Below are 11,962 nucleotides of genomic sequence, written 5' to 3' on the forward strand. Positions count from 1 at the left end.
AAGCCGCCAGCGCACACTGGCGGCTTTTTTGTTGCCGCAATGCCTGGCTCCCTGATGCAACACCGCCCAACGAGACACTGTTATGCCGCCTGTGACCGATGACCTGCGTATCCGCAAGATCGAAGCCCTTGCACCGCCTTCGCAGCTGCTGTCGCTGCTGCCATGCGATGAGCGCGCCTCCGACACCGTGACCAACTCGCGTGCCGCGCTGCACGAGATCCTGCACGGGCGCGACGACCGCCTGGCGGTGGTGATCGGGCCATGCTCGATCCACGACCCGGTGGCTGCGATGGAGTACGCGCAACGCCTGCGCCCGTTACGCGACCAGTTCGGCGATGCGCTGGAGATCGTGATGCGGGTGTATTTCGAGAAGCCACGTACCACCATCGGCTGGAAAGGGCTGATCAACGACCCGGAGATGGACGGCAGCTTCCAGATCAACAAGGGGCTACGGGTGGCGCGCGGATTGCTGCGCGATATCAACAACCTCGGCCTGCCGGCGGGTGTGGAATTTCTGGACATCATTTCGCCGCAATACATCGCCGACCTGGTGGCCTGGGGCGCGATCGGCGCACGCACCACCGAGAGCCAGGTGCATCGCGAAATGGCCTCCGGGCTCTCGTGCCCGGTGGGCTTCAAGAACGGCACCGGCGGCGACGTCAAGATTGCGGTGGACGCCGTGGGCGCGGCCTCGCATCCGCATCATTTCCTGGCGGTGACCAAGGACGGCCACACCGCGGTGGCGGCAACGGCGGGCAATCCGGACTGCCATGTGATCCTGCGTGGCGGCAAGGTGCCCAACTTCGATGCGGCAAGCGTGGATGCGGCCAGCCAGGTGCTCAACAAGTCGGGGTTGCCGGCGCGGTTGATGATCGATGCCAGCCACGCCAACAGCGGCAAGAATCCGGACAACCAGCCCAAGGTGGTCGACGACATCGCGCTGCAGCTGGAAGGTGGCGAGACGCGCATCGTCGGGGTGATGGTGGAGAGCCACCTGGTTGGCGGCCGCCAGGAGCTGGTCCCCGGCTGCGCACTGACCTACGGCCAGAGCATCACCGACGGCTGCCTGGGCTGGGACGCATCGGTGCAGGTGCTCGAACGCCTGGCAACGGCAGTGCGCGCACGCCGCGCAAGGCGGATTGCCGAGGCTGCGTGAGCCGGGTGGTGGAGAACGGGCCGATGCTGACGGAGTGCGCTGCCGCCGAACGACGTGGCGGGGTCACCCATCCAATCCCGTGCGACCAGACCAGACAAAAAAACGCCGGGCCGGCGCAGGGAGCCGGCCCGGCGTGGTGAACACCACCACCCACTGGTGACCCGTCGCTGCGGCAGCCAGGAGCCAGAGCACCGTTCTGCACCGCCAGCGAGCGGTGCAGCCGTTATCGCCCACGCGCGTGGCCTGCGAATGTCGCTGCGTAGCGCAGGCAGACATGAAGTGTCGAAAGCGCTGACCGGCCGCAACGACACCACCGCAGGCAATGGCGCCCAGCAAGGCGTTAGACCGCCGCCCGCATTCGTCGCGCGGGCCGCAGCCATGGCGCTTTTCGCTGCCAGATCAACGACTGCAGCGCACGTCGAGTCGGCCGCATCGATCTCCGTGGCGAACAGGCTCTAGCCCCACGGCACTGCGCGTTACCTCGTCTATCGACGTGCAACCTCTCAGCCCAGCATGTCGCCGCTGTCCAGCCAGCGCTGGTGCCACGCCAATGCCTCGGGCAACAGGTGCGGGGTGTGCTTGCCGTAGCTGTCGCGGTTGGCGCGTGCCACATAGTCTTCCAACGCATCGCGATAGCGCGGGTGCACGCAGTGATCGAGCAGCTGGCGCGCGCGTTGCTTGGGGGTCAGGCCGCGCAGATCGGCCAGGCCCTGCTCGGTGACGATCACCGAGACATCGTGCTCGGTGTGATCGACATGGCTGACCATCGGCACGATCGATGAAATGCTGCCGGCCTTGGCGATGCTGGGGCTCAGGAAGATCGACAGAAATCCATTGCGCGCAAAATCGCCAGAACCGCCAATGCCGTTCATGATGCGGCTGCCCATCACGTGGGTGGAATTGACGTTGCCGTACAGGTCGGCCTCGATCATGCCGTTCATGCCGATGCAGCCGAGCCGGCGCACCAGCTCCGGGTGGTTGGAAATCTCCTGCGTGCGCATGACGATGCGCTGCCGGTAGAACGCGATATTGCGCTTGAACTCTTCGTTGCCTTCCGGGCTGAGCGCAAAGCCGGTGCAGGAGGCATACCGCAGCACGCCATCGCGCAGCAGCGCGAGCATGCCGTCCTGGATCACCTCGGTGAACGCTTCCAGATCGCGGAAGCCGCTGCGTGCAAGCCCCGCCAGCACCGCGTTGGGGATATTGCCCACGCCCGACTGCAGCGGCAGCAGGTTGGCCGGCAGCCGGCCCTTGCGCACTTCATGGCGCAGAAACTCGATCAGGTGCTCGGCAATGCGTTCGCTGTTGTCGTCGGCAGCGGCAAACGGGCTGTTGCGGTCCGGCCCATGCGTGCGCACCACCGCCACGATCTTGGCCGGGTCGCAGCGCAGGCTCGGCTCGCCGATGCGGTCGTCGCCATGCAGCAGCGGGATCGGTTTGCGCTGCGGCGGCAGGGCGGTGCCGTAGTAGATGTCGTGCATGCCGTCCAGGCCGGCCGGCTGCCAATCGTTGACCTCGACAATGACCTTGCTGGCCAGGTCCAGCCAGGTCTTGTTGTTGCCGATCGAGGTGGACGGCACCAGGCTGCCATCGGCGCGGATGCCCGACACTTCCACCACTGCGGTGTCGATCTGTCCGTAAAAACCGAACCACACGTGCTGCGCCACGTGGCTGAGATGGATGTCGATGTAATCCAGCGTGCCGGCGTTGATGCGCTGGCGGGCGTCCGGGTCGGACTGGAACGGCATGCGCATGGCGATGCCGTCGGCCTTGGCCAACGCACCGTCGAGCTCGGGCGCGGTGGAGGCGCCGGTCATCAACTTGATCTGGAACGGTTGGCCCTGCAGGTGCGCCGCCTCGATGCGCTGCGCCAGCGCCATCGGCACGGCCTTGGGATAGCCGGAGCCGGTGAAACCGCTCATGGCCACGGTTTCGCCAGGCTGGATCAGCGCGGCGGCCGCGTCGGCAGACACCAGTCGGTCGCGCAGCGGCGCGTACAGGATGCGTTCGTCGGACATAGGGCAGGCACGGCGGCAACAGGGGGAGCGCGATTATCGCCGCTGCAGGCAGCGGCCGGGGTGCGACCTTGGTGCAATGGCCAAGCGCACGGCGCAGTCCCCGCGATCGCTTCCGGAGGGGAAGTGCCGGCGAGCGCGACCGCTGTCGGCGCCTGGCGCCGCTCGCTGCGGAGCATCCATCCGCTGCGCCGCTCACCCCGCCGGCACGCGTCGCGTCCAGTGTTCACGCGTCGCCGCCGGCCCAACCGCGATAGTGGCGACAGATTCCTGCCTGCCTGCGCCCATGCCCTCTGTTCGCGATCGCTTCCAGCGCTGGCCCCGGCCGTGGCGTGTTGCAGTGTGCGTGTTGCTGGTGCTTTACGCGCTGTATCTGCTGGCCGGTAACATGTTTCTCAACACGCCGTTGTTCGATGCCACCACCAACCGGCAGCCGCACAAGTTCACCATGCAGACCGGCCCGGCGCTGACGCTGTTTCCGGGCCAGGTGATGGCCTGGAACGTGCGCATGCGCGGGCAGGCCAATCGCACCGTGTACGTCTTCCATGCCGACCGCGCACATGCGCGGGTGGCGCTGCTGCCGCTGTTCCGGCGCGAGGTGCGTCTGCCGTGGCTGCACGCCACCGGCCTGAGCGCCGAGGTGGAGACCGCCGACACGCCCATCCCGCCGCCGCCGCGCGGCGATACCGGCTGGACGCTGCGCTTCGATGCGATCACCAGCAACAGCATCCGCAGTGCGCGCCTGGGCAAGCTACTGATCGCCGGCAATGGCCACGGCACGGTCGGCTTCCTGAAGCAACTCAAGGGCGGGCCGTCGGAGCTGTTTCCGTCCGAAGCGGGCTTCAGCGACGCGGTGGTCAGCTACGACGGTGTGCAGGTGTTCAACGGTGCCGAGGTGGACGCGCAGTTCCAGTTTCCGCGCCACTACCGCGACCAGGCGCCGGGCCTGCGCAAGCTCGGGATCACCCACGCGCGCCTGCAGTTGAAGGCCGCGACGGTGGCGCTGAAGATCGATACCGGTGCGCCGCACGTGGATATCCGCAGCGGGCCGTCTGCTGCGCGCGTGGAGGCCGACATCACCCTGGACCGCGGTGCCCTGCAGCCGGGCAGCCACGCGGTGTGGCGGCTGCCGTTGCTGGCCGGCGTCGGTGCCACCGACCGCGGCATGCTGGCATTGCAGCTGGATGTGGCGCGCGACATCCGCGTGCAGGCACGCCTGCCGCGCGACGACACGACCGGTAGCGAACTGCAGGCCGATCTACGGATCGCCGGGCGCAGCATTCCGTTCGAGCAACCGGCGCAGGTGTTGCCGCGTCTGTCGGGTCAGGTGCGCGGGCGCTGGAAGTTCGAATCCTTGAACTGGATCGCCGAGCTGTTCGTGCGCAAGCCGTGGTTTCAGCTAGAAGGCGGCGGTCTGGTCGAAGCGGATCTGCGTCTTGCGCAGGGGAGGCTGACCAGTGGCAGCACCCTGGATATCCCGCGTGTCGAGGCCGTGGCGCAGGTATTCGACACGCGCCTGGCAGGCATCGCCAAGGCGCACGGGCGCATCGATGATGCCGCCACGCCGCAGGCGCATCTGGACGTCAGCATTCCCACGTTCAAGGCGGCGCCGCGCGACGCGCCGAAACAGATCTTGCTGGATGGCCGCGATCTGCAGCTGGCGATGCATGGCGATGCCGAACTGGCCCGCTTGAGTGAGACGCTCAAGGCGCAGCTGCGTTTCAGCGATGCGCGTGTGCCCGACCTGACCGTCTACAACCGCTACCTGCCCGGCAACAACGTGCGCCTGCTCGGTGGCAGCGGCAGCCTGACCGGCGATGTGGCGCTCAATGCATCCGGCGAGGTTGGCAACGGGCATGCGAATCTGCGGGGGCAGGGCGCGCACCTGGCAGTGGCTGGCGTGCAGATGCGTGGCGATGCGCAGTTGCAGGCCAGGCTGCAACGCGCCGATTTCAAGAACAAGTTCTTCGACCTCAGCGGTACGCGGGTACGCCTGCGCAATATGCGCGTGGGCGACGATGGTAGCGATGCCAATTGGTGGGGCGAACTGCAGGTCGGTGCCGGTACCATCCAGGCCGACGCACCGTTCCAGGTGGATGCCGATGCGGCCATTCGCATGCGCGATATCGCGCCGTTGCTCTCGGTGTTCGCGCAGCGCGCAGACTACCCGCGCTGGGTGCTGGGCTTGCTGGATTCCGGCGAACTGGATGCCACCGGGCGCGTGCGCTGGCGCAAGCAGCAACTGACGGTGGACGACCTTCATGCGGAAAACGCGCGTCTGTCCTTGCGGGCACGGCTGGCGCTGGACGATGACCAGCGCCGCGGCGATCTGTATCTGCGCTGGGGCGTGCTGGGTGCCGGTATCGAGCTCGATGGCAAGCAGCGGCAATGGCATCTGGCCGGCGCACGCGAGTGGTACGACAAACAGCCGGGCTTGTTGCCACCGGTGTCCAAAAGCACGTCGAGCACGCGCTGACAAGCGCGGTGAGCGCCGTCGGGTAAGCACGCTGCAGAGATGGAGTAGGGTGCGCGGAGATGTGGTGCTGGATCGCGGGAGGGCGCCCGGAACGCTGCGGACTGGTTGGCCGACGATGGATCCGGACGTTCTGTGCGCCGTTGCAAGGCGTACCCGCTGACAGTCGCACTGCTGGTACATCCAGCACACCGAACATCGAGTACACCCAGCACACCCAGCACATCACGCGCATGAGGCGCACCACGCGTATGAGGCGCATGAGGTGGTTGCGCGCCGCGCTCACGGCCGGCTTGGCACACTGCGCGGCGCCGCGTGCGCGGTCTTCAGGAGCCTGCCGTCATGACGATGCCCGTCCGCGCCCGTTGGCGCGCAGCGCCCGCCGTACTGCGTTGGCCGATCCTGGTGGCCATCGCGTTGTATGCCAGCTACCTGGTGCTCGGCAATCTGCTGCTCAACACGCCGCTCGGCCCGGCAGCGCTCAATCGCACGCCGGACAAGTTCGCGATGCATTGGGGGCCCGCAGTCACCTGGTGGCCGGGGCGGCTCGTGCTCTGGGACGTGGCGCTGCACGGCCAGTCCACGCGCAACCGCTGGGATGTCAGCGCCCGACGCATGAGCGGACAGATCCGTCTGCTGCCGCTGCTGAAACGGCAATTGCTGGTGCCACACCTGCAGGTGCAAGGTGTGCGCGCCGGCCTGCAGGCGGCAACGGCCGTTCCGGATGCAGCCAGTGCCACGCGGCCGGCCGCGCCGTCGCGGGCGCAGCGGGCAGGCAGGATGCCAGACCCCACATCAGGCCCGGCCGTGGCGGGCACCGCTGAGCCTGGCGCCCTGGCCGCAACCGCAACAACCACTTCGTCGTACGCGACTGCGAGCCCGTCGCACGCTGCAGCGCCATCAGCAAGCGCGACGCCGGTCGCGGCATCGGCATCAGCCAAGGCGCCAGCAGCAACTGCATCAGCCACTGCAACACCCACCACCTCAGCCAGCAGTTCGCCAGCCGTCACCCAAGGCGCCAGGCCTGCCTGGACCCTGCAATTCGACCGCATCGAGGCGCAGCAGGTGCACGCGCTGTCGCTGCGGCAATTGCAGATCGAGGGCGATGGCCAGTTGCAGCTTGGCCTGTTCAAGCAATTGCGCGGCGGGCCGCTGGAAGTGTTTCCGTCGCGCGCTGCGTTCGACAAGGCGCGGGTGCGCTGGGCCGAGACCGAAGTGCTGCGCAATGGTCAGCTGCGGCTCGAAGCCAGCATTGCGCGGCATGCGGCCGATCAGGCGCGCGGGCTTGCGCTGTTGCAACTGACAGACGCATTGGTGGCCGTGCATGGCGACACTGCGGCGCTGGATGTCACGCGCACGGCACAGGGCCGCCACACGGTTGCCACGCGCCCGGGCAAGGGACGTGCCGATGGCGAACTGCGCTGGACACGCGGCGCATTGCAGCCGGGTAGCCAGCTGCATTGGCGGGCGCCATTGCACGACAGCACGCGCACTCCGGCAGCAGTGCTGGGCGAGCTGGCTGCGCAGCTGCAGGTGGACGACAACATGCGTCTGAGCATCCGGATGCCGGAAGCGGCCGATGCCGGGCTCACGCTGGATGCGGACCTGCGCGTGCAGGGCCGCCAATTGCCCTTGCAATCCATGCGTAGCCTGCTGCCGCGCACCTCCGGGCATGCGCGGCTGCATTGGCAGCTGGCCTCGCTCAGCTGGATCCCCGCGCTGTTTCCCGATGTGGACTGGCTCACGCTGGAAGGCGATGGCCTGGTGGATGCGGATTTGCGCATCGCGCGTGGCCAGCTCGGTGCCGGCAGCCGCCTGCAGGTGCCGCATGTGCGCGCGCATGTCGGGGTGATGGGGCATGCGATCGACGGGCAAGCCAGTGCCGATCTGCGCGTGGACGCCGATGCAAACGGTCAACTGCTGCCTGCACTCGCGTTGCAGATGCAGCAGTTTTCAATCGCTCATGGCGAGTCACCAGCGCGCCCGTTCGTGCAAGGCCGCGATCTGCGCCTGGACCTGCAGACGCGCGCCGACGCCCGCAACCTGACCACCCTGCGCGATGCCACGCGTGCGCACCTGACCTTTGCCAATGCACGCGTGCCGGACCTGCGTGCCTACAACCGCTATCTGCCGCAGCAGCAATTGCATTTCGATGGTGGCAACGGAGTGCTTAGCGGCGATCTGCAGATCGAGCCGGGCGGCCGCATCGGCAAGGGCGGCCTGCGCATCGGCGCGCGTGCGGCGCGCCTGCAGTTTGCCGGGCTGGCGTTGCGCGGCGATGTGGATGCCGATCTGCGCCTGCAACGCGGCGATCTGCGTGCGGAGCAATTCAGTCTCGATGCCAGCACCATCCAGTTGCGCAATGTCGGATTCACCGGGCCCGATGGACAACGGCGCGATGGCTGGTGGGCGCGCATCGCGCTGGAGAACACGCGCATGCAATGGCGGCAGCCGATCGGCGTGGATGGACGCGTGCGCATCCAGGTGCGCGATCTGGCGTTTTTGATGGCGCTGTACGCACGCGATCGCTCGATCCCGAACTGGATGTTGCGCCTGGTGGATGCAGGGCAGGCACAAGTGACTGCCCGTGCGCAGTGGCAAGGCGAGACCGTGGTGATCGATCGCTTGCAGGCACGCAACGATCGCTTCCAGGTGGATGCGCGTTTGCGTCTGCAGGGCAGCCAGCGCAGCGGCAGCCTGCTCGCGCGCTGGGGTGTGTTGAGTGCGGCAGTGGGGCTGCGCAACGACACGCCGGAATGGCATCTGCTGCACGCCCCGCAGTGGTATCAGGCCCAGCCCGATCTGCTGCGGTGACCGCAGCAGCGCCATCACCGCGTGAAGAAACTCCGGCCAGTTCTGTACTGTCTGGTGTTGTTTTGCAGTGCAGCGTGCAAGTCGGATTCGGGGCGCGCACTATGATCCTGCATCCCGACGTGGGGGAGGGAGCAAAGCCCGCTGGCAGTTCGCTGCAAGCGGGCTTTTTTATTGCCTGAACGTTGCCGGGTCAAGCGCCGACCCGCGGGTGGCAACCCGGCAAGCTCTCGCCACGCCACACGAGGCTGCGGCCCGTATGCAGTGCAATGGCCAGACTCGCAAGGCTTATTGCGGCAGCTCCAGCAGCCACAGCGCGCTGCCGCCGGTAATGAACAGCCGCCGCTGTTCCAGATCGAACGTGCAATTGGAGGCCGTTGCCGGCGTGGGCACCAGGCCGAGCCATTGCCCATCGCGGTCGAAGATGCACACGCCGGCGCTGGAGCTGCTCCACAGCCAATCGTGGCGGTCCACGCAGAAGCCGTCCGCCAGGCCTTCCGGCACCACCGCGAACCGACGCTGGTTGTGCAGTGCGCCATCGTGCCAGTCGAAGGCGGTGATCTCCGGCTCACCCGGGCCGCCTTCGGGCGTCTGCGAGACGTACAGCACGCGTTCGTCGGGCGAGAACGCCAGCCCGTTGGGGTGGTCCAGCGTGGTCATGCATTGCAATGCGCCGCCATCGGGCGGCAGCCGGTAGACGCCGTGATGGTCCAGTTCCTGCGGGGCCGGGCAGCCCTGGCTGGGCTTGCGCAGGCCGAAGGGCGGGTCGGTGAACCAGATCGCGCCATCGCGCGCCACGATCAGATCGTTCGGCGAATTGAGCCGTTTGCCCTCGAAGCGGCTCACCAGCACGTGCGCCTGGCCGTCGCCGTCGCTGCGGGTGATGGCGCGGCGCCCGTGTTCGCAATGCACCAGCCGTTGCTGCGCATCCACGGCATTGCCGTTGGTGAACGCGGTCGCATCCAGCAGCACATCCACCGCGCCGTCCTCGCGCCAGCCCAGCACACGGCGGCCCACCACATCGCTCCATACCAGGGTGCGCTGCGCCTGCCACCAGGCCGGGCCCTCGCTCCAGGTGGCCTGGTCGTAGAGGGTCTGCAGGCGCGAGTCACCCAGCCGCGCAGCCAGGGCTGCGTGCTGTGTGGTGGGTGGCGGGCAATCGGCTGGCTGGGCAGCGCCGGGTGCGCGAACGCGGCAGTAGCTATCCATCAACGTGGCGCCGGATGCCCGAACGGATGCGCAGTGGCGGCCCCAGGCGATTGCGCAAATTGCACCATCATCTGCAGGCAAGGCTCATCGCCCAGTTGGCCGGAGCGGTGGCCACGCTGATCGGTGGTGCCCTGATCCTGGCCGAAGTGGATGTCGCCAGGCCCCATTTCCACCCGTGTGCCGTCGCCGGTTTCGATGAACCAGCGGCCGCGCAGCGGGATCACCCATTGCGGGTGCGGGCTCTCGTGCCAGTCGCCTACCCAGCCCACCGGCAGCACCGCAAACTGGATGCCGAGCACTTCGCCCGGGAACGGCCGCAGCCACTGTGGTGCCGCCCCGCCACCCACGCTCTTGCTGCCGAAGCCGGGCAACTGCGAGGGATTGAGGCGGCTGTTGCCATCCGGACCGGTCCACAGATGCAGGAACGGCAAGCTGGGCGGCAGTGCGGGATCGTTGCCGTCGGTGTCGAGCGGGATCTGCGAGGGTAGCAATGCGGCGGGCAACAGCGTGGGGGACATGACGGGACCTCCTGCTAAAACCGCAGTGCAGCATGGGGGTCGTCAGGGCTTCGTCAGCGGAATGTTCAATCCACCGAACACGCTCACGCCGCGCCGGATAGCCGAGTCGTAGCGGATGCCTGCAGCTGCTGCCCGCTTTCGATAGAATGAGAGCAATTCTCATTCCCGTCAGGCGCCGTGTCGCCGGGCTCAGTCGTCTAGGAGGTCTCCGTGTCGGTCACGCAAACGGCGCTGCAGCAGCAGGTGGAGCGCCTGTATGCCGACCACCATGGTTGGCTGCAGGGCTGGCTGCGGCGCAAGTTGGGCGACGGGTTCGTCGCGGCCGACCTGGCGCAGGACACCTTCATCAGCGTGATCAGTGCAGGTGCGGCCGACCAGATCCGCGAGCCGCGGCCGTTCCTGGCCACCATCGCGCGCCGGCTGATGGCGCATCGGCACCGGCGCAAGGTGCTGGAAACCAGCTATCTGGAGCTGCTGGCGGCCCTGCCGGAAGAACTGGCGCCATCGCCGGAGTCGCAATGCCTGGCGCTGGAGGCCATGCAGCAGCTGGATCAGGCATTGGATGGCCTGCCGCCTAAAGTGAAGGAAGCCTTCCTGCTAGCGCATCTGCAGGAACTGAGCTACGCGCAGATCGCGCAACGGCTGGGGGTGTCCAGCAGCTCGGTCAAGCAATACCTCACACGTGCCAACCGGCAGTGCCTGTTCGCGTTGTCGGTGTGAGCGTCGTGCATGGCTGATACCGGCTCCGACGCTGCGCCGCCCCTCAATGGCCAGCGACCGCTGTTGGCCGGTGGCCAGCCGATCAGTGCCGAGGTCGCCGACCAGGCCGCCGACTGGCTGACGGTGCTGATGTCCGGCAATGTCAGCGATGCGCAGCGGCACCAGTGGCAGCACTGGCACGATGCGCATCCGGACCACGCGCGCGCGTGGGCGCATATCGAATCGGTGACCGGACGGATGAAAACGCTGGCGCCACAGGCGGCGTACCGCAGTCTGTCGCCGTATGCGGGCCACCTCGGCGAGGCATCGCCGGGCCGACGCAAGGCGCTGAATGTGCTGCTGTGGGGTGGGGTAGCTGGCGCCACCGGCGTGCTGGCCACGCGCACCGAGCGTTGGCAGCGTGCCACTGCCGATTACGCCACCGCCACCGGCGAACGCCGCGCGCTGCGGCTGCCTGACGGCAGCCGCATCACGCTCAACACCCATACCGCCATCGACGTGCGTTTCGATGCGCACCGGCGGCTGGTGCGCTTGCTGGAAGGCGAAATCATGGTGGCCACCGCGCATGCGCTGGGTGCCGCGCAAGATGCAAGGCCATTTGTGGTTCGCACGCAGCAAGGTGACATCCGTGCGCTGGGCACCCGCTTTAGCGTGCGCCAGGATGTGGCCGACACCCAGGTGGGCGTGCTGGAAAGCGCGGTGGACGTGCGTCCGCTTGCAGCCACGCAGCACGCCGGGCGGGTGCAGGCTGGCCAGCAATGCCGCTTCACCGCCGTCGCGCTCGGCGCGATCACCAGCGCCGATGCACAGGCCTCTGCATGGGTGCAGGGACAATTGATTGCCGACGAACTGCGCCTGGATGTCTTTGTCGCCGAGTTGAACCGGTATCGCCCCGGCCTGTTGCGCTGCGACCCGGCGGTGGGTGCGCTGCGGGTTTCCGGAGTATTTCCGCTGGACGATACCGACCGCATCCTGGCCATGCTGCCCAGCGTGCTGCCGGTGCGCGTGAGCCGGCGCAGCCGTTACTGGGTGACGGTGCAGGCTGCCGGTTAGAGGTCAG

General features: G+C 67.6%; 8 protein-coding genes. 5 read left to right on the forward strand and 3 right to left on the reverse strand.

The genetic code is table 11. The features are described 5' to 3' along the window. Window positions 1–82 precede the first annotated feature (82 nt). A complete protein-coding gene (locus tag RZV17_RS02735; protein WP_039405138.1) occupies window positions 83–1,156 on the forward strand; it encodes a 3-deoxy-7-phosphoheptulonate synthase in 1,074 nt (357 codons plus the stop codon). A 503-nt stretch (window positions 1,157–1,659) separates the two neighbouring features. Here RZV17_RS02735 and RZV17_RS02740 read toward each other — a convergent pair. Further along, on the reverse strand, window positions 1,660–3,174 hold the full coding sequence (locus RZV17_RS02740; RefSeq protein WP_104579254.1) for an acetyl-CoA hydrolase/transferase family protein: 1,515 nt from the start codon (window positions 3,172–3,174) through the stop codon (window positions 1,660–1,662). Window positions 3,175–3,457: 283 nt separating this feature from the next. Here RZV17_RS02740 and RZV17_RS02745 point away from each other — a divergent pair, with 283 nt between their 5' ends. Beyond that, complete coding sequence (locus RZV17_RS02745; protein WP_355607020.1) at window positions 3,458–5,647, forward strand: hypothetical protein; 2,190 nt, start codon at window positions 3,458–3,460, stop codon at window positions 5,645–5,647. 339 nt (window positions 5,648–5,986) lie between these two features. Next, window positions 5,987–8,458 (forward strand): hypothetical protein, encoded by a 2,472-nt coding sequence (locus RZV17_RS02750; RefSeq protein ID WP_355607023.1) that lies wholly within the window; start codon window positions 5,987–5,989, stop codon window positions 8,456–8,458. Between the two features lie 285 nt (window positions 8,459–8,743). Here RZV17_RS02750 and RZV17_RS02755 read toward each other — a convergent pair whose 3' ends face one another. Further along, window positions 8,744–9,664, reverse strand: coding sequence for an SMP-30/gluconolactonase/LRE family protein (locus RZV17_RS02755; protein ID WP_355607026.1), 921 nt, complete (start codon window positions 9,662–9,664; stop codon window positions 8,744–8,746). After that, on the reverse strand, window positions 9,664–10,182 hold the full coding sequence (locus RZV17_RS02760) for a hypothetical protein (RefSeq protein ID WP_355607029.1): 519 nt from the start codon (window positions 10,180–10,182) through the stop codon (window positions 9,664–9,666). Before RZV17_RS02760 ends, RZV17_RS02755 begins: the two co-directional genes overlap by 1 nt. A 210-nt stretch (window positions 10,183–10,392) precedes the next feature. On the opposite strand from RZV17_RS02760, the gene RZV17_RS02765 reads away from it, so the two are divergent. Together RZV17_RS02765 and RZV17_RS02770 are read left to right on the forward strand one after the other, a co-directional pair. Then, entirely contained in the window at window positions 10,393–10,902 is a 510-nt protein-coding gene (locus tag RZV17_RS02765) for a sigma-70 family RNA polymerase sigma factor (RefSeq protein WP_184390890.1), read from the forward strand. Window positions 10,903–10,911: 9 nt separating this feature from the next. Further along, window positions 10,912–11,955 carry a FecR domain-containing protein gene (locus RZV17_RS02770; RefSeq protein WP_355607032.1) on the forward strand — a complete coding sequence of 348 codons (1,044 nt, stop codon included), beginning with the start codon at window positions 10,912–10,914 and terminating at the stop codon, window positions 11,953–11,955. Window positions 11,956–11,962: the final 7 nt, after the last annotated feature.

The sequence above is a fragment of the Xanthomonas cannabis genome (assembly GCF_040616535.1).
Classification (GTDB): Bacteria; Pseudomonadota; Gammaproteobacteria; order Xanthomonadales; family Xanthomonadaceae; genus Xanthomonas; species Xanthomonas cannabis.

What these genes read in the sequence shown, in the direction of transcription:
- RZV17_RS02745 (WP_355607020.1), top strand. Translation starts at nt 3,458, where the DNA reads ATGCCCTCTGTTCGCGATCGCTTCCAGCGCTGGCCCCGGCCGTGGCGT.
- RZV17_RS02735 (WP_039405138.1), top strand. Translation starts at nt 83, where the DNA reads ATGCCGCCTGTGACCGATGACCTGCGTATCCGCAAGATCGAAGCCCTT.
- RZV17_RS02760 (WP_355607029.1), bottom strand. Translation starts at nt 10,182, where the DNA reads ATGTCCCCCACGCTGTTGCCCGCCGCATTGCTACCCTCGCAGATCCCG.
- RZV17_RS02740 (WP_104579254.1), bottom strand. Translation starts at nt 3,174, where the DNA reads ATGTCCGACGAACGCATCCTGTACGCGCCGCTGCGCGACCGACTGGTG.
- RZV17_RS02755 (WP_355607026.1), bottom strand. Translation starts at nt 9,664, where the DNA reads ATGGATAGCTACTGCCGCGTTCGCGCACCCGGCGCTGCCCAGCCAGCC.
- RZV17_RS02770 (WP_355607032.1), top strand. Translation starts at nt 10,912, where the DNA reads ATGGCTGATACCGGCTCCGACGCTGCGCCGCCCCTCAATGGCCAGCGA.
- RZV17_RS02750 (WP_355607023.1), top strand. Translation starts at nt 5,987, where the DNA reads ATGACGATGCCCGTCCGCGCCCGTTGGCGCGCAGCGCCCGCCGTACTG.